This window comes from Salipiger marinus, from assembly GCF_900100085.1.
In the GTDB taxonomy this organism is placed as follows: domain Bacteria; phylum Pseudomonadota; class Alphaproteobacteria; order Rhodobacterales; family Rhodobacteraceae; genus Salipiger; species Salipiger marinus.
The window spans coordinates 42304-60728 of record NZ_FNEJ01000005.1; the positions used below are offsets into that span (position 1 = coordinate 42304).

Annotated in this window: 13 protein-coding genes and 1 pseudogene; 9 read left to right on the forward strand and 5 right to left on the reverse strand. The window is 66.4% G+C overall.

Annotated elements, in window-relative coordinates:
* Positions 1–146: 146 nt before the first annotated feature.
* The 7 genes from BLR51_RS06795 to BLR51_RS06825 all read left to right on the forward strand — a co-directional run bounded on the left by BLR51_RS06795 (position 147) and on the right by BLR51_RS06825 (position 8469).
* Entirely contained in the window at positions 147–1085 is a 939-nt protein-coding gene (locus tag BLR51_RS06795; protein WP_165616756.1) for a LysR substrate-binding domain-containing protein, read from the forward strand.
* A 210-nt stretch (positions 1086–1295) separates the two neighbouring features.
* Complete coding sequence (locus BLR51_RS06800; protein ID WP_089845295.1) at positions 1296–2264, forward strand: ABC transporter permease; 969 nt, start codon at positions 1296–1298, stop codon at positions 2262–2264.
* Between the two features lie 3 nt (positions 2265–2267).
* The gene (locus tag BLR51_RS06805; RefSeq protein ID WP_089845297.1) at positions 2268–3203 is read left to right on the forward strand and encodes an ABC transporter permease; all 936 of its coding nucleotides are present in this window, start codon (positions 2268–2270) and stop codon (positions 3201–3203) included.
* Positions 3178–4215 (forward strand): ABC transporter ATP-binding protein, encoded by a 1038-nt coding sequence (locus tag BLR51_RS06810; protein WP_165616757.1) that lies wholly within the window; start codon positions 3178–3180, stop codon positions 4213–4215. The genes BLR51_RS06805 and BLR51_RS06810 overlap by 26 nt, the downstream gene beginning before the upstream one ends.
* Positions 4212–5234, forward strand: coding sequence for an ABC transporter ATP-binding protein (locus BLR51_RS06815; RefSeq protein WP_089845301.1), 1023 nt, complete (start codon positions 4212–4214; stop codon positions 5232–5234). Before BLR51_RS06810 ends, BLR51_RS06815 begins: the two co-directional genes overlap by 4 nt.
* 50 nt (positions 5235–5284) lie before the next feature.
* Positions 5285–7024: an ABC transporter substrate-binding protein gene (locus tag BLR51_RS06820; RefSeq protein ID WP_165616768.1), complete on the forward strand. Its 1740-nt coding sequence runs from the start codon at positions 5285–5287 to the stop codon at positions 7022–7024.
* Positions 7025–7098: 74 nt separating this feature from the next.
* Positions 7099–8469 (forward strand): LLM class flavin-dependent oxidoreductase, encoded by a 1371-nt coding sequence (locus BLR51_RS06825; RefSeq protein ID WP_089845652.1) that lies wholly within the window; start codon positions 7099–7101, stop codon positions 8467–8469.
* A gap of 106 nt (positions 8470–8575) precedes the next feature.
* Here BLR51_RS06825 and BLR51_RS06830 read toward each other — a convergent pair whose 3' ends face one another.
* From BLR51_RS06830 to BLR51_RS06850, 5 genes are read right to left on the reverse strand one after another with little or no spacing between them, the layout of a single operon-like run.
* Positions 8576–9955, reverse strand: a complete 1380-nt coding sequence (locus BLR51_RS06830) for an LLM class flavin-dependent oxidoreductase (RefSeq protein ID WP_089845305.1) — start codon at positions 9953–9955, stop codon at positions 8576–8578.
* A gap of 31 nt (positions 9956–9986) precedes the next feature.
* Positions 9987–11126: an oligopeptide/dipeptide ABC transporter ATP-binding protein gene (locus tag BLR51_RS06835; protein ID WP_089845307.1), complete on the reverse strand. Its 1140-nt coding sequence runs from the start codon at positions 11124–11126 to the stop codon at positions 9987–9989.
* The gene (locus BLR51_RS06840) at positions 11116–13104 is read right to left on the reverse strand and encodes a dipeptide/oligopeptide/nickel ABC transporter permease/ATP-binding protein (protein WP_089845309.1); all 1989 of its coding nucleotides are present in this window, start codon (positions 13102–13104) and stop codon (positions 11116–11118) included. Before BLR51_RS06840 ends, BLR51_RS06835 begins: the two co-directional genes overlap by 11 nt.
* 13 nt (positions 13105–13117) lie before the next feature.
* On the reverse strand, positions 13118–14041 hold the full coding sequence (locus tag BLR51_RS06845; RefSeq protein ID WP_089845311.1) for an ABC transporter permease: 924 nt from the start codon (positions 14039–14041) through the stop codon (positions 13118–13120).
* A gap of 12 nt (positions 14042–14053) precedes the next feature.
* On the reverse strand, positions 14054–15619 hold the full coding sequence (locus tag BLR51_RS06850; RefSeq protein ID WP_165616758.1) for an ABC transporter substrate-binding protein: 1566 nt from the start codon (positions 15617–15619) through the stop codon (positions 14054–14056).
* 202 nt (positions 15620–15821) lie between these two features.
* Here BLR51_RS06850 and BLR51_RS06855 point away from each other — a divergent pair, with 202 nt between their 5' ends.
* Positions 15822–16727, forward strand: a complete 906-nt coding sequence (locus BLR51_RS06855; RefSeq protein WP_089845315.1) for a LysR family transcriptional regulator — start codon at positions 15822–15824, stop codon at positions 16725–16727.
* A 453-nt stretch (positions 16728–17180) separates the two neighbouring features.
* A pseudogene (locus BLR51_RS06860) lies at positions 17181–18422 on the forward strand (aromatic ring-hydroxylating oxygenase subunit alpha).
* The last annotated feature ends 3 nt before the right edge of the window (positions 18423–18425 follow it).

Sequence of the window (18425 nt, forward strand, 5' to 3'; positions counted from 1 at the left end):
CACCGTCTGCCCGATCTTCGGGCACAGCCTTGGCAAGACGCGCCACGCCGCCAGAAAAAAATGTTAGACAGGTCCATTACGCCTTGAATGGGGCATCGCGCCTTCTGCCCTCCGTCCCGGGCAGGCGCGCAGGATATGGACCGCCCATGCTGAATGTCCGACAGATCGAGGCCTTCAAGGCCGTCATCGAAACCGGCACGGTCAGCCGCGCCGCCGCGCGGCTCTGCGTGTCCCAGCCCGCGATCAGCAAGCTGATCCAGCATCTGGAGCAGGATACCGGGCTGGAGCTTTTTGAACGCAGCCCCGGACGCATCCGGCCCACCGGCGATGCGCTGCTGCTGTTCGAGGAGATCAGCCGCCTCTATCGCGGGCTGGAGCGGCTGGAAACGGCGGCCTTCGACATCCGCAACAGCAACGGCACCATGCTGACCATCGGCGTGATGCCTGCGCTGTCGACCGGGTTCATTCAGGATCTGATCGTGGAATACCAGACCGCGAACAGCAGCGCGCGGGTCGCCCTGCACGCGCGCAGCACGATGAAAATCGCCGACATGCTGATTTCCGGCGGGCTCGACATCGGCCTGTCCTCCCATCCGGTCGACGATCCGGAGATCGAGCTGATCCCGCTCGACCGCCGCCCCTATGTCTGCGTCATGCCGCATGGCCACCCGCTGGCCGCGCGCGCGGCGCTGACGCCGCAGGATCTGGCCGGGATCCGCTTCATCAACTTCACGCCGACCTCGGATGTCCGGGCGCAGATCGACGAGATCTTCTCCTCTGCCGGGGTGCAGCGCGACATCGTGACAGAAGCCTCCATGGCGCCCAGCATCTGCGCCATGGTGGCGCGCGGATCGGGCGTGGCGCTGCTCAACCCGCTTTACCTTGGCGCCTTCACCGAACTGGTGACCTGCCGCCCCTTCACGCCCACGGTCAGCTCCGAAGTGTCGCTGCTGCTGTCCCGCCACCGGCCCCGCACCTCGCAGGTGGCGCGGTTCATCGATCTGGCCCGGGCCCATGCCGAAAGCCTGAGCCCGGCGCTTGGCACGCCGCTGCCCGGCACCGGCCGGGTCACCGCCACCTCCTGACCGCGCCGCCCGCAGGGGAAAGGCCCCGCCAGCCCGGCGGGGTCTTTCGGCATGGGACCAGCCCGCCCATAACCTGAGTTTCGCGCATAGCAATTATTTGGAATTTGACCGAAGAGGTCGCCGCATCCCAACCTGAGACCATGAGAACCCCCTGAAATCATCGCTCCGCAGGTGCGCAGTCGCGCCCCGCGGCAACGGGAGAGCCTTGGCTTGCTGGTCACCCAATTCATCATCCGCCGTCTGGTCTTTTCGATCTTCCTGCTGTTCGGCGTCAGCGTCATCGTCTTTGCGCTGGTCAATGCCGTGGGCAATCCGATCGAGATCCTGCTGGCCGAACGCCCCGGCATCAGCCAGCAGGCCATCGACCAGATGACCGCCTATTACGGGCTCGATCAGCCCGCGACGACACGCTACCTGATGTGGGCGGGAAACCTGCTGCAGGGCGATTTCGGCACCTCCATCATCTACAACCAGCCGGTCTGGCAGATGATGACAAGCTGGGGGCTGGAAACCCTCAAGATACAGGTGCCCGGCATCCTGATCGCGCTCGCGCTGGCCACGGCCATGGCGGTGACGGCGGCGATGCGTCAATACAGCCGCGTCGATTTCGGCGTGATGGCCAGCGCCATGCTGGGCCAGTCGCTGCCGGGCTTCTTCGTCGGCATCCTGCTGATCCTGATCTTTTCCTACTGGCTGGGCATCTTCCCGTCTTACGGCGCCTATTCCATGCGCTCCCCGCTCTGGGGCAGCCATCTGCTGGACGCGCTCTGGCACATGGTGCTGCCGGTGGCGATGCTGACCTTCTTCAACACCGCCGCGCTGACGCTGCTGATGCGGTCCAACCTCGTGGACATCCTGCGCCACGATTTTGTCACCGCCGCCCGGGCCAGCGGCCTGCCGGAACGGCGCATCATCTACGGCCATGCGCTGCGCAACGCGCTGATCCCGGTGCTGACCTATCTGTCGCTGCTCTTTGGCCTGATGCTGGGCACGGCGCCGGTGACCGAGACTGTCTTCACATGGCCCGGTGTCGGCTACCTTTATATCAACGCGATCCAGCAGCTCGACTATCCGGTGATCCTTGGCGTCACCATGGCCATCGCGGTGATGCTGGTCGTCGTCACGCTGCTGACCGACATCGCCTACGTCCTCATCGACCCCCGCATCAGATTGGACTGATCCATGGCCTCCATCGACCATATCTCCGCCGCCGGCACGGCGCGGACAGACAAACCGCGCGGCATGTGGGCGCAGGGCTGGGCGCGCTTCCGCCGCAACCGGACCGGCATGCTGGGGCTGGGACTGGTCAGCTTCGTCGTGCTGGTGGCGATCCTGTCGCCGCTGATCGCGCCCTATGCCGCCAATGACCAGTCGGCGATGATGAATTTCGGCTCGCGCAGCGGTCCAAGCCTTGCCCATCCCTTCGGCACGGACCGGATGGGGTATGACGTGCTGACCCGGATCGTCTATGGCGCCCCCACGGCGCTGGCGGTCGGGCTGGGCACCATGCTTGTCGCCTCGGTGCTGGGGCTGCTGATCGGCGGCATCAGCGGCTATGTCGGGGGCTGGGCCGACGAGGTGATGATGCGCCTCACCGAATTCTTTCTGGTGCTGCCGGTCTTCGTGGTGATCCTTGCGGTGGTGCGGCTCTTCGGCGTGATCGTCGTGGGCACGCCGCTGGAGGACATCCCCTATCTCAACCTGACCACCATCGTGCTGCTGCTGGGGCTGTTCGGCTGGCCCCCCATCGCGCGGATCGCCCGGGCGGAATTCATGCGGCTGAAAAGCATGGAATTCGTCGAGGCCGCGCGCTGCATCGGCGCCACCCGGTCGGACATCCTGCTGCGCCACATCCTGCCCAATGCCATGCCGTCGCTGGTGGTGGTGATCGCGCTCGGCATCGGCTCGGCCATCCTGTCAGAGGCGATGGTCAGCTTTCTGGGCTTCGGCGACCCCGAGGCGATCAGCTGGGGCCAGCTGCTTTATTTCAACTATGCGCAGCTCAAGGTGTCGCCCTGGGCCTCCATCGCGCCAAGCACGGCGATCTTCATCACCGTTCTGGGCTTCAACCTTCTTGCAGATGGGCTGTCCGATGCTTTCAACCCCCGTGTCAAATAAACCCGCGCCGCAATCCGAACCGCTGCTGGACGTGCGCGGCCTGTCGGTCAGCTTCGGGCGCGGCACCAGCGCCGTGCCCGTGGTGATGGGTGTCGATCTGCGCGTGGGACGGCAGGAGACGCTGTGCCTTGTGGGCGAAAGCGGGTCGGGGAAATCCGTCACCTCGCTGGCGCTGATGGCTCTGGCACCGGGCGGGGCGGAGATCACCGGCGGGCAGGTGCTGTTCGAGGGGCAGGATCTGACCGCGATGGGTCCGGCGGCGCTTGGCAAGGTGCGCGGGCGGCGGATGGCCATGGTGTTCCAGAACCCGGCGCATTCGCTGAACCCGATCCTGACCGTGGGCAAGCAGCTTGGCGAGATCTATGCATGGCACACCCGGGCCAACCGGCGCGAGACCCGCGAGCGTGTCGCCGATCTGCTGCGGCAGGTGGGGATCACCGATGCGCATGGGCGGCTGGACCAGTTCCCGCACGAGCTGTCCGGCGGGATGAAACAGCGCGTCTGCATCGCCCGCGCCCTGCTCTGCGATCCGGCGCTGATCCTTGCCGACGAGCCGACCACCAATCTTGACGTGACGATTCAGGCGCAGATCCTCGATCTGCTCGACGAGATCAAGGAGACCTTCCGCACCTCCATCCTGCTGGTGACCCATGACATGGGTGTGGTGGCGCGGATGGCCGACCGGATCTCTGTCATGTATGCCGGGCGCATCTGCGAAAGTGGCGAGGCGCGCGCGGTGTTCCGCGATCCGCAGCATCCCTATACCCGCGCGCTGCTGGACAGCACGCCGCGCATCGACATGCGCTACGAGCCGGGCGCGCGCGATCTGCCCGCCATCGGCGGACGCCCCCCCAATCCGGCGCAGCGGCCGGACGGCTGCCAGTTCCACCCGCGCTGCGCCGAGGCGGGCGAGGACTGCCGCGCCCTGCTGCCGCGCATGACCGCCAGTGGACCCGGCCACGCGGTCAGCTGCCTGCGCCGTGGCTCCCGGGTCGAGGAGAACGCCGCATGACCGGCCCCCTGCCCTTCCCCGCCCGCGACCTGCTGGAGGTGCGCGGCCTGCAGAAACTTTATCCGGTCAGTCGGCGCGGCATGTTCCGCCGCCACCGCATCGGCGAGATCCGCGCCGTGGATGACATCTCGTTCAGCGTGGCGCGGGGCCAGACGCTGGGGCTGGTCGGCGAAAGCGGCTGCGGCAAGTCGACCACGGCCCGGGCGATCCTGCACCTGATCGACGCCAGCGGCGGCGAGGTCCGGCTGGGCGGGCAGGATCTGCTGCAGACGCTGCGCGGACCGGACCGCAAGGCCGAACTGGCGATGCGGCGGCGCGTGCAATACGTGTTTCAGGATCCCTACCTGTCGCTGAACCCGCGCTGGACCATCGCGCAGACCCTGTCGGAACCGCTGCGGGTGCATGACCTGCTGCCCCGGCCCGCGTGGCGGGACAGGGTGATCGAACTGCTCGACCTTGTGGGGCTGGAGCCGCATCACGCCGACCGCTACCCGCACGAGTTTTCGGGCGGCCAGCGGCAGCGCGTCGGCATCGCGCGGGCGCTGGCGGTGGATCCCGAACTGCTGATCCTCGACGAGCCGGTGTCGTCGCTCGACGTGTCGGTGCGGGCACAGATCCTGAACCTGCTGGCGCGGCTGCAGGCGGAACTGGGGCTGACCTACCTGTTCATTTCGCATGATCTCAGCTCGGTGCGGTTCCTCAGCACCCGTGTCGCAGTGATGTATCTGGGCAAGATCGTCGAGATCGCCGATGTGGACCGTCTGTTCGAGGCGCCGCGCCACCCCTACAGCCGCGCCCTGCTCAGCGCGATCCCGGTGCCCGATCCCGACCGCCCTTCGGCGCGCAACACCCTGCTGGGAGAGATCCCCAGCGCGATGAACATGCCTGCCGCCTGCCGCTTTCACACCCGCTGTCCCCGCGCCAGCGCGGTCTGCAAGGCGCATGAACCCCCGATGGAACCCGGCCCGCAGGGCAGCGCGCTGGCCTGCCACCACCCGCTGGAGCCCCCCGCGCCCTGATGAGGCGCGGCAAAGATGACCCCCACAAAACCGACAACAGGGAAAAGACCATGCAAGTGAACCAGACACGACGGAATTTCCTCAAGACCACCGGTGCTGCGGCAACCGCGCTGGCGGGCGGCGCCGGAACCATGGCCCACGCTCAGGCGCCGTTCTTCCGCATGTACATGATGATCCCCAACAACCAGCCCGCCCGGATGATCTGGGGCACGCTGGCGGCGCAGCAAATCTCCAAACTGGGCATCGACGTGCAGTCCAGCTATGTGCCGTGGTCGGTGATCACCCCGCGCCGCACCAATGGCGAGGGCAAGCCCCATGCCGACGGCGGCTGGGATGCCTATCTGGAGCGCTATTACTACAATTCGATCACGCCGGTGCCGAACAACCTGTTCTCGTCCACGGCCTTTCCGCCGAACGGGCAGAATTTCTACTATGTCGATGATCCGGAAATCGACGCCTCGCTTGCCGATTACGCCGCCGCCCGCGAGGAAGCCCCCCGCATGGAGGCGATCACCCGCTTCCAGAAGCGCTGGTATGACATCCAGCCGATGACCATCCTGTTCTACCCCGAGGACGTGATCGCCACCAATCCCAAGCTTTCGGGGTTTTCGGGCACCACCTTCAATCCGGTGTTCTTCCCCGATCCCGAAAACTGGACCATCGCGGATGCGGGCGACGAGGCCAGCGCGGCCTTCGCCTCGTGGCAGCCGCCGCAGAACCTGACGCCGATGTATACGGGCGGTTATTCCGACGCCAATGTCTTTGGCCCGGTGTTCAACCGGCTTTATGAATACAAGGACTGGGACAGCAAAGAGATCCAGCCGGCGCTGGCCACCGGCCACACCGTGTCCGAGGACGGGCGGCACTGGGTCATCACGCTGCGTGAAGGCGTGCGCTGGCACAGCGGCGAGGAATTCACCGCCGAGGATGTGGTGTTCACATGGGCGATGATCCTGAACGAGGCCTATGCCTCGCCCTTCAACGCGCCGTTCAAGGAGATCTTCGCCTCGCCCGAGGCGTTCAGCGCCACCGGCAAATACGAGGTCACCGTGGATCTGCCCAAATTTACGGTGCAGTTCGAACACTGGGTGATGAACGCGATGCAGGTGATGCCGAAACACGTGCTGGAAGGCATCGCCCCCGAAGATCTGCGCGCCCATCCGTTCAACACATGGAACGGCACCTATGATGTCACGCTGTCGGACGGATCGACCTATTCCGCGAAGGGCGGCGTGGGCACCGGCCCGTGGATCAGCGAGGGTCAGGACCAGATGCGCAACACCTTCGTCTACACGAAGAACCCCGATTACTGGAAAGAGACGCCGGGCAATGTCACCACCTATTATCTGGTGAACATCCAAGGGTCGGATGCGGTGCTGTCGGCACTGCGCGCGGGAGAGATCGACGCGCATGATCCCATGTATGACATCGGATCGCTTGTCGACACGATCGACCCGTCATGGGGCAAGGTGCAGACCTATGACAGCTACAAGTGGCAGCATGTCTGCTACAACCTGAGGCACCCGATTTTTGGCACCGGTGTCGACACGCCCCTTGGCCGCGAGGATCCGTCCCGTGCGGCAGAGGCTGCGGCCTATGTCCGGCAGGCCTTCAGCCATGCGATGCCGCGCGAACAGATCGTGCAGGAAATCGCCAGCGGCTTTGGCGCGCCCGGCACGGTGCCGATGCCCTTCACCGCACCGGAATACGCGGCGGATCTGCTCAAGCCCATCGAGTACGATCTCGAAATCGCGCGCGAATTCATGACCAAGGCCGGTTACGTCTACTGACGGCCCGCCGGACGCGGCGTGGCCCGCGTCCGGCCCCCCTTCCAGAACCGTCCGAACCTATGGAAAGCAGAACCATGACCAAAAAGATGATGCGGCTCGGCCTGTCGATGCGCGGGCTTGGATACCACCCCGCCGCGTGGCGTCACCCCGATGTGCCGGTCAATGGCGCCAGCGAGATCGAGCATTACCACACCGTCGCCCGCCATGCCGAACGCGGCAAGATCGACATGATCTTTTTCGCCGATGGCGCGGGCGTGCGGGCCAAAGACACGCCTAAGGGCTCGCTGGCGCGGCTGGGGCAGTACATCACCGACATCGAACCCACGGTGCTGCTGGCCTCGATCTCGGCGGTGACCACGCATCTGGGGCTCGTGACCACGGCATCCACCGCCTATAACGAACCCTATAACCTTGCCCGCCGCTTTGCGGGGCTGGACCTGATGAGCCATGGCCGCGCCGGGTGGAACATCGTGGCCTCATGGTCGAACGAGGAGGCCAAGAATTTCGGCCTTGAACAGGTGCGCGACTATGGCGAGCGCTACGAGCGCGCCGCCGAATGCGCCGAGGCGGTGACCGGGCTCTGGGACAGCTGGGAAGACGGGGCCTTCGTGCTTGACAAGGAGTCGGGGATCTTCTTCGACGAAAGCCGGATGCACCGGCTGAATTTCGAGGGCAAACATTTCAAGGTGCGCGGTCCGCTGAACGCCCGGCCTTCGGAGCAGGGGCGGCCCATCGTGGTGCAGGCGGGCAATTCCCCCGCCGGGCGCGACATCGGCGCCAAGCTGGCCGAGGTGATCTATACCGCGTCCAACACCATCGAGGACGCGCTGACCTATTACGCCGACATGCGCGAGCGGCTGGCGAAGTTCGGTCGCCCCCCCGATGCGCTGCGGGTGATGCCGGGTTTCCGCACCTATATCGGCAGGACGCGCGAAGAGGCGCAGGAGAAGTTCGAGATGCTGCAGGATCTGATCGATCCGGTGGTGGGGCTGTCCTTCCTTGCCGACACGTTCGGCGATCTGTCCGGCCTGCCGCTGGACGAACCGATCCCGGCGGATTTCAAACCCGCAGGCGACCGGGAAGGGATCAGTGGCTGGGCCGACCGGCTCATCGCGCGGTCCCGTCAGGATGGCAAGACCATCCGCGAGCTTTACCTTGAACAGGCGGGGCAGGCGTCCAGCAACTACATCGGCACCGCCGCCGACATCGCCGACATCATGGAGGACTGGTTCCACAAGGAGGCCTGCGACGGCTTCAACCTGACCGTGCCCCACCTGCCCGGCGGGGCTGCCGATGTGTCCGACCTGCTGGTGCCCGAACTGCAGCGCCGGGGGCTGTTCCGCACCGAATACGAAGGGCGCACCCTGCGCGAGAACCTTGGCCTGCCGCCGCATCGCAACCGCTATACCGGCGCCGACCGGGTGCGCGAGGCCTCTATCGCCTGAGATCCGGTGCGGCCCCCGGACCGGGGCATGCAAAAAGGGCGGACCTGCGGGTCCGCCCCAAGGGATGCCGGAAAGAGGGAGCGCCCTCCGGCATCATGCTCTGGCCTCAGTGCGACACGGCGATGGCCTCGTCCGAGGCCGACTGCGCGTCGCCACTGCGCAGGTTCGGGCGCAGTTCCAGCCCCAGCCGCGACCGCAGCGTGTCCCCGGCATAGTCGGTCTGCGCCAGACCCCGGCGCCGCAGTTCCGGCATCAGCAGCGTCAGGAAATCCTCGGCGCCGCCCGGCATGTAGGGGGCCATCAGGTTCCAGCCGTCGCAGGCGCCATCCTCGAACCAGTCCTGCATCAGATCTGCGATCTGCGCCGGGGTGCCGCAGCAGACATTATGCCCGGACGAGATCGAGATCTCCTCATAGACCTGCCGGATGGTCATCGGGGTGCGTTCCAGCCGCCGTTCCCACTGCACGATGGCGCTTTTGACGCCGTTCGATTCCGGCAGCGGCAGCGGCATCAGCTCTTCGGGGTCGCGGTCGCTGAGATCACCGAACATCTTGGAAATCAGCTGCAGCCCCACCGCCGGATGGACCAGCGATTTCATCTCGTCAAGCTTGGCCTGCGCCTCGGCTTCGGTGGTGCCGATGATCGGCATGATGCCCGGCATGATCATCACCTTGTCCGGGTCACGCCCGGCGGCGGCCACGCGCGCCTTCATGTCGGCATAGAACTCCTGCGCGATGCCCTTGTCCTTCTGCCCGGTATAGATGATGTCGGCGATCCGCGCGCCAAGATCGCGCCCCGGCCCCGAACCGCCTGCCTGCGCGATCACCGGATGCCCCTGCGGCGAGCGTGCAAGGTTCAGCGGCCCGCGCACCTGATAATGCGGCCCCTTGTGGTTCAGCAGATGCATGCCCTCGGGCCGGAAATAGCGCCCCTCTGCCTTGTCGCGCACGAAGGCGTCGTCATCCCAGCTATCCCAGAGCCCGGTGACCACGTCGAAGAATTCATTGGCGCGCTCATAGCGTTCGGAATGGTCCATCAGCGCATCGCGGCTGAAATTCAGCGCCTCTTCCTCGGACCAGCCGGTGACCACGTTCCAGCCCGCGCGCCCGTCAGAGATGTGATCCAGAGAGGCGAACTTGCGGGCCAGCGCATAGGGTTCGTTATAGGTGGTCGAGGCGGTGCAGATCAGGCCGATCCGGTCGGTGACCGCCGCCACGGCGGCCAGCAGGGTCAGCGGCTCGAACCGGTCGATATGGCCGTGGCGGCTCAGTTCTTCGGCATCCTTGTGCGGGATGCGCACGGCGGCGCCGTCGGCCAGGAACATGAAGTCGATCTTCTGCTCCTCGGCGGCCTTGATGATCCGGGCATAGCCTTTGAAGTCATTCGCGATCCCGGCATCGGCATCGGGATGGCGCCAGCCCGAATTATGGGCGCCGTTCTGCACCATGTTGATGCCGATCTTCATGCGGCGGGGGGGGTTGGTCATGGTCGTCTCCTTTTCCGGCGGCGCCGGGTGGTCAATGGTCGGAAGCGGGGGCGGCCCCCAGCGGGAAATGGCAGGCACAGCCCCGCCCCCCGTCATGGCTGGCCAGAGGCAGATCCTCGACGCAGCGGCGCGGAAGCTCGTGGTCCCCCTGCGCCACCCGCGCGGCGGCGGGCAGGCCGGGCGCCACGCGCCGCGCCTGCGGACAGCGGGTGTGAAAGACGCAGCCCGAGGGCAGCGCGAGCGGGCTGGGGATGCTGCCCTCCAGCAGCGCCACCTCGCGGCCGCGCTCGAATTCGGGATCGTCGCTGGCCACCACGGACAGCAGGCTTTCGGAATAGGGATGGCGCGGGCTCATGCAGACATCGCGCGCAGGGCCCTGTTCGACAAAGCGGCCCAGATACATGACGCCGGTGTCATCGGCGAAATGGCTGACCAGCGCCAGATCATGGGTGATGATGACATAGGTCAGCCCCAGCCGGTCCTGCAATTCCACCAGCAGGTTGACGATCTGCGCCTGAATCGACACGTCAAGCGCGCTTACCGGCTCGTCGAGCACAAGGATCTCCGGTTCGAGGATGATCGCGCGGGCGATGGCCACGCGCTGACGCTGGCCCCCCGACAGTTCGTTGGCGTAGCGGTCCAGATGCGCGGGGCTCAGCCCCACCTGACGGATGACCCGTTCGATCCGGGCGCGCTGTTCGGCGCGGTCGCGGGTGATGTCATGCACCACCAGCGCCTCGCGCAGCACCTCGCGCACCCGCATGCGCGGATCGATGGAGGCGCGCGGATCCTGCAGCACCAGCTGCACCCTGCGCCGCAGCCGCCGACGGTCGCGGGCGGTCAGCCCCGACAGGCGGGTGCCGTCCACGATGACCTCGCCAGAGGTCATCCGCACCAGCCCGACCAGCGCGCGGGCGAGCGTGCTTTTGCCCGACCCGCTTTCGCCGACAATGGCGTAACAGCTGCCGCGCGGGACGCTGAAGCTGACATTCTGGACCGCGCGCACATGGCGCTGCACCCCGGTCCGGAAGAAGGAGCGCCCGACCGGGAAGGACACGCAGAGATCCTGCACCTCCAGATGGCGGGCGGCAGGCACGGTCGCGGGGGCCTGCTGCGCCGGGCTTTCCTGCGCGGGCTGGGCAGGGCGAAGGTGGCGCAGGTCACGCGGCATGAAGGCTCTCCGTCTCGTCGGGAAAATGGCAGGCCACGTCGGCCTTGCCGCAGCGGGTCAGTTCGGGCGCGCGGGTGGTGCAGACCGCCCGGCCCCCGGACCGCGCGCAGCGCGGCGCAAAGGCGCAGCCCGGCGGCAGCTGGCCCAGCATCGGCGGCTCGCCGTCGATGGCGGGCAGCATCCGGGTGCCGCCGCCATGGCGCAGCTTGGGCGTGGAGGCGGCCAGCGCGCGGGTATAGGGGTGGCGGGGCCTGCGGAACACCTCCTCCACCGGTCCCGTCTCGACGATGCGCCCGGCATAGATCACCGCCACGTCATCGGCATACCGCGCCACAAGGCCCAGATCGTGGGTCACCAGCATCATCGCCATGTCCCGCTCTTTCTGCATCTGGCGCAGCAGGGTCAGGATCTGCTGCTGGATGGTCACGTCCAGCGCCGAGGTCGGCTCGTCCGCAAGCAGCAGTTCCGGCTCCTGCGCCAGCGCGATGGCGATGACGATGCGCTGTTTCATCCCGCCGGAGAACTGGTGCGGCCATGCGTCCAGACGGCTTTCGGGATCGGCGATCTGCACCGCCTTCAGCAGCGCGATGGAGCGGTCGCGCACCTCTGCCGGGCTCATCCGGCGGCCCGAGGTGATCGCCTCCGCCAGCTGCGCGCCCACGGTCATCACCGGGTTGAGCGCGCTTGCCGCATCCTGAAAGACCACGCCGATATGCTGCCGCCGCAGCGCCTGCACCTGCGCCCCGCTGAGCGCCGAGACCTCTTCGGTTCCGATCCGCAGCGAGCCGCCCGACACCAGGGCCTGACCGCGGGGCAGCAGCGTGGCGACGGCGCGCAGCAGCGTGCTTTTGCCCGACCCGCTTTCGCCCACCACGGCCAGCGTGCGCCCGCGCCGCAGCGCAAAATCCACGCCGCGCACCGCCGGAAGCGGACCCTTGTCGGTGAGATAGGAAATTTCCAGATCGCGCCCGATGGCGGCGGCATCGCCCACGGTTTCGGCCCGGGCCCGCGCCTGTGCGGCGGTTTCGCGCGGCACCGGCAGCGCCCGCCCGCCGTTCAGCAGCCGGGCCAGCAGCCCCTGCCCCCGCCGCCGCCGCGCGCTGGTGGGATCGTAGATGTTGCGCAGTTCCTCGCCCAGCAGGTTGAACCCAAGTGCCGACAGCGCAAGGAACAGCCCCGGAAAGGTCGCCATATAGGGATGGGTGCGGATGTAGGACCGGCTTTCGCCCAGCATCGTGCCCCATTCCGGTTCGGGCGGCTGGGTGCCGAGGCCAAGAAAGCTCAGACCGGAGGCGTTGAGCAGGGTCGAGGCGAAAAGCAGGCTGCAGAGCGTGACAAGGATGCCGCCCATATTGGGCAGGACATGCCGCCCCATCACCCGCAGCGGCGAACAGCCCAGAGAGACGCTGCCCTCTACAAAGGGTTCGGCAAGGGTGCTCATGGCGACGGCGCGGGTGGTGCGGATGAACACCGGCACCGACACGATGCCCACGGCAAGGATCACGTTCAGCGTGCTGGGCCCCATGATCGCCACGATGGCCAGCGCAAAGACGATGTCGGGAAAGGACAGCAGGATGTCGACGCCGCGCATCAGCAGGCTGTCGAAGGTGCCGCGCAGATAGGCCGCCGCCAGCCCCAGCGGCACGCCGATGACAAAGGCCACCGCCACGCCGCCCACGCCGATGCCGATGGAGGTCCGCGCGCCCAGCAGGATGCGGCTGAACACGTCGCGGCCCAGCTGGTCGGTGCCGAACCAGTGCTCCGCCGAAGGGGGCTGCAGCGTGGCCATGAAGTTCTGCGCGTAAGGATCCTGCGGCGCGAGCCACGCACCGAACAGCGCAAGGATCATCATGAAGCCCACCAGCAGCAGCCCGATCAGGCCTTTCGGCGCGCGGGCGATGCGGCGCAGGGTGGCCAGCCGCGGATGCATCAGCAGGCCTGCGCGGGGCGCTGCGGCGGAAGGATGTGTCATGGTCATCGGAGGCCCCTTTTCACGCGGCGGTGTAATCGCGCGTCCGCGGGTCGAGCCATTGCCCGAGCAGATCCGTCGCAAGGTTGATGAGAACGAAGAACACCGCGAACATCAGCACGCTGTACTGGATGACCGGATAGTCGGAACTGCTGACGGCGCTGACCAGCAGCCGCCCCAGTCCGGGCACGCCAAAGACGGTTTCGGTCACCACGGAACCGCCCAGCATGCCGCCGAACTGCACCCCCGCCACGCTGACGGCGGCAATCAGCGAATTGCGCAGCGCATGGCGCAGGATCACCACATGTTCCGACAGCCCCTTGGAGCGGGCGGTGTCGAGGTAATCCTTGCCCATCACCTCCAGGAGGTTGGCGGTGACCAGTCGGCTGAACAGCGCGGCGGGCCGGGTCGCCACCACCAGAACCGGCAGCACGTAATGCGCAGGCGTCGCCGCCCCCGCCGCCGGAAGCCAGCCCAGATTCACCGCAAAGAGCCAGATGCAGAGCAGGCCCAGCCAGTAGATCGGCATGGAAATGCCCGCCAGCGTCAGCACCGTCACCACGGCATCGAACCACCCGCCCTGCCGCAGCGCGCAGATGACGCCCGTCACCACCCCGAAGGCGAGCCCGATCACCAGCCCGCCGATGGCGATGATCAGCGTCTTGGGCATGCGCTCGGTGATTTCCAGAACCACCGGGCGCGAGGTCCGGAACGAGGTGGCGATCTCGGGATCGACCACGCCGCGCAGGAACAGCATGTAGCGTTCCAGCGGCGGGCGGTCGAGCCCGAGGTGATGCCGGATGTCGGCAAGCTCGTCTTCGGTGGCCATGTTCCCCGCAAGGTGCAGCGCCGGATCGCCGGGGATCAGGTCGACGAACCAGAAGGCCAGCAGACTGACCACAAAGAGGGTCGGGATGGCGACGGCGAAACGTCTGAGGATGAACATGGCCCGCCGTCCTCAGCCGTCGACCGAGACTTGGACGGTGTCGAACAGCATCGTCTCGTCCGGGCGGATGGTGAAGCCGGTGACGGTGTCGGCGATGCCGATGGCCTGCTTCTGATACCACAGGAAGACGAAGGGCATCTCGTCCCAGACGATCTGCTGGATCTCGGCGTAGATCTTCTTCTGCTCCTCAAGGTCGGTGGTGGCCCGGCCTTCGGCCAGCAGGCTGTCGACCCGCGCGTTGTTGAAACCGGTGGTGTTGGCGGACACTCCGCTGCGGAACAGGCGATAGACGGTAAAATCGATGCCCGCCGTGGCCCGCCCGATCATCGACATGTCATAGCTGCGCTCTTCGATCGGCACCTGATGGGCCGCGGACCAGCTGGGCAGATCCAGCACGTTGGGCGTGGCCTTGACGCCGATCGCCTGCCACTGGCCGGTCAGCGCCTGACAGACCTGCGAGTCCTTGATGTAGCGGCCGTTGGGGCAGTTCACCCGCAGTTCCAGCGGGCTGTCCGGCCCGAACCCGGCCTCGGCCAGAAGCGCCTTGGCGCGTTCGGGATCATAGGGTTTGGGTTCAAAGGTCACGCGCAGCGCATCCTCGGTGCCGGGGCCCACCTGTCCCTGCGACGGCGTGCCGAGCCCGCCGAGGATGCCCTGCACCATGCCGTCGCGGTCGATGGAGATATTGAGCGCCTCGCGCACCCGCTTGTCTTCGAGCGGGCCGCGCAGCACCATCTCCATCGAGATGGAGAACATGCTGTCGGGCAGGATCACCGAGGCACTATCAAGCGCGTCGATGGTCGGGATCGATTCCGCGGGCACCCGGTCGACGATGTCGACCTCGCCCGTCTCCAGCAGCGCCATGCGCGAGCCGTCCTCGGGCACGGCCATGAAGGTGACGCGTTCCAGCGTGGCCGGGCGCGCGCCCTTGTAATCGGGGTTCGGCACCAGAGTGAACCGCTCGCCGCCGATGAACTCCTCGACCATGTAGGGACCGCTGCCCACCGGCTTGCGGCCATATTCCGCCCCCATCTCGGCATTGGCTTCGGTGTCGATGATCCCGGCGGCGCTGTTGGCCAGCAGCATCAGCACATGGCCATTGGGTTCGGCCATGTGAAAGACGACCGTATCCTCGCCCTGCGCCTCGGCCTTGCCGAGCGAGGCATAAAGCCCGGCATAGATCGAGCCGCTGTCAGGATCGAGCAGCTGGTTGAACGAGGCGGCGACCGCCTCTGCATTGACCGGCCTGCCATTGGTGAAGCTGTGCCCGGTCTCGAAGCTGACGGTGAAGGTCATGCCATCCTCGGACCAGCCGTAATCGGTGGCAAGCGCGGGCACCACCTTGTTGTCGGCATCGATGCGGAACAGCTGCTGGAACACCAGCCCGTCCACCGTATTGCCCACGGGCAGCGAATTCACATGCGGATGGAAGGTGGTGGCATCGGCCCCCACGGCGATGCGCAGCTCGCCCTCGGGGGCGGCGATGGCGGCAAGCGGCAGCGCCGTCGCCAGCAGCAGCGAGGCGGCCACAGTGCGGGCGCGGAAGGAAGATCGGACAGCAGAAAGGATCTGGTTCATGGCGGTTCCCGTTGGCATCAGGTTTCTGGCCTCCGAAGCGACAGGCCACGGAGATCGTTCAAGAAGATCCGGATTGTCCCAAGCTGTCGGGCGGCGTTCTGCGGTCGCCTCGCGGCATTGGGTAGGACCAGCTTGGCCAAGCCGCACCCCTGCTGTCAAATTATGATTGACGGGGCTCTATATCCTGAAGTTATGCTCTGGCATGAATTACCGACAATGCGAGATCTTCGTCACCGCGCTGGAAGCGGGGTCCGTCACCGCCGCGGCGGACCGGCTTGGCCTGTCGCAGCCCGCCGTCAGCAAATCGCTGAAGCTGCTGGAGACGGAACTGGGGGTGCGGCTGTTCCGGCGCGGCGCCAAGGGGCTGCAGCCCACCGACGAGGGGCGGTCGCTTTATCTGGAGGCGGCGCGGCTGACCGAAAGCTTCAGCCATCTCGAAGGCTATGCGCAGGGGCTGGCGCGGCTGGAACATGCCCGGCTGGAAATCAGCTGCATTCCCGCCCTGTCCATCGCGTGGCTGCCCGAGGCGATTTCGGACTTTCTCAGGGAATATGGCGACCTGTCGCTGTCGTTCCGGTCCTTCAGCTCTCCGGAGACGGTGCAGCGGGTGGCGCGGGGCGAGCTGGACATCGGCATCTCTCAGGCGAGAAACGAAGATCTTTCCATCGAAAAGACACGGCTTTTCGATCTGCACGCGGTCTGCGTGCTGCCGCCGCGGCACCGGCTGGCAGGGGCCGCGCAGATCCGGCTCGACCAGATTGCGGCAGAACGCATCCTGTCGCTGAGCACCGCCGACGAGATCCGCCGCAAGTTCGAGGCGCTGATGCTGATGGCCGGACATCCGGTTCAGGGCGGGATCGAGGTGGCGATCGGCGCGATGCTGTGCCGGATGGTTGCCGACGGCCACGGGCTGGGCATCGTCGACGCGGAATCGGCGCGGCTTTTTGACGGGGCCGGAATCGTCGTCCGCCCGCTGGCCGAAGAGATCTCGGTGCCGATCTATCTGCTGCAGAACCCGCTCAAGCCGCAGTCGCTGATCGCGCGCAAATTCGTCGATCACCTGCTGCAGGTCACCGCCCCGCGCCGGGACACTCCCCGCGCCCCATGAACCGCAGGTTATGGATCCATTCTGCACCACTGCCCGGCAGGCCGTAAAAATGCCGGTTTGATATGCATATTTTAGAGCGGGGCTCCGGTTCACGCCTTCTGGCGCGTCCGTCAGCCTGACGTGGGGCGGGCTTGCAGCTTGGCCCGGCCCGCATCGCTCCGGCCAAGGATCACCCCCCGGATCTTGCCCTCCCCCCGCTCGCTACAGCTGCGGCAGGAGGTGACGCTCCGGCGTTGCGCGGTGGCATGCCATGCCCCCGATCCAAGATCCGGGCTGCGGGGCGGTCGCATTTTTGGTGGTCCGTGTCGCAATTCCCGCCATGCGCCGGACCACGGCATGAGAGCCTGCGGCACCAAGGCACGGGACCGGAGGACCGACACACCGTCCTTCCCCACATGACAGCCAGCCCCGGATTCAGACGCGCCGCGCCGGACCAAGCCAAAGGAGATGCCGATGCTCTTGCCGTCCGAGGTTCTGTCCACCCTGATGCGGCGCAAGCCGGACCATGCGCTTGCGCAGAATTTGTAGTGTGATCCCGGCGTGTTTCAGGTCGATCTTGATCTGATCTGGTATCGGGACTGGCTGTTTTCGATCCCCGCCTGCGAGATCCCCAAGGCTGGCAGCTATGTCGTCCCCGAGGTGGGGGTCTATTCCGTGGTGATCGTCCGCGGCAGCGATGGCGACATCCGCGCCTTCCACAATTCCTGCCGTCATCGCGGATCTGTGCTGTGCAAAAGCAAGAAAGGCACCGGCGCAAAGCTGGTCTGCCCCTATCACCAGTGGACCTATGAACTGGACGGGCGGCTGCTTTGGGCGCGCGACATGGGCCCTGACTTTGACGCGACCAAACACGGGCTGAAGCCGGTGCATTGCCGCCACCTGTCGGGCATGGTCTATATCTGCCTTGCCGAGGATGCGCCGCCCCTCGAAGAGCTGGCCGCCGAAACCGCACGCTATCTTGCCCCGCATGATCTGGAAAACTCGAAGGTCGCTTTTGAAAGCACCATCATCGAGAATGGCAACTGGAAGCTCGTGTGGGAAAACAACCGCGAATGTTACCATTGCGCCGGCAATCACCCCTCGCTCTGCCGCACCTTCCCCGAGGATCCGCGCACCATCGGCAATGACGGGTCGGGCGAGATCGCGGGCCTGCAGCAGCAGCACAGCGCGCGCTGCGAAGCTGCGGGCGCGCCTTCGGCCTACAAGATCGCCGAGCTTGGCGACTGGCGTTTCGTGCGCACGCCGCTGCTGGACACCGCCGAAAGCTATTCCATGGACGGCAGGGTGGCGGTGACCAAACCCAACTCCTCGCTGCCGTTCCGCGATGGCGGCGCGCTGCTGAAGTTCAAGTATCCGGGCTGCTGGACCCATTTCCTGTCCGACCACATCCTGCTGTTCCGCGTCACGCCGATCAGCGCCACCCAGAGCGAAGTCTGCACCAAGTGGCTGGTCCACAAGGATGCGGTGGAGGGGCAGGATTACGACCTGAAGCGGCTGACCGAAGTCTGGATCGCCACCAATGACGAGGACCGCGAGGTGGTGGAAAACAACCAGCGCGGCATCCGGTCCCCCGCCTACCAGCCCGGACCCTCTTCGCCGACCCATGAAGGCGACAACATCCAGTTCGTCGACTGGTATGCCGCGACGATGATCCGGGCGATCACCGGCACTGCCAGCCCGCTTGCAGCGGAATAGGGC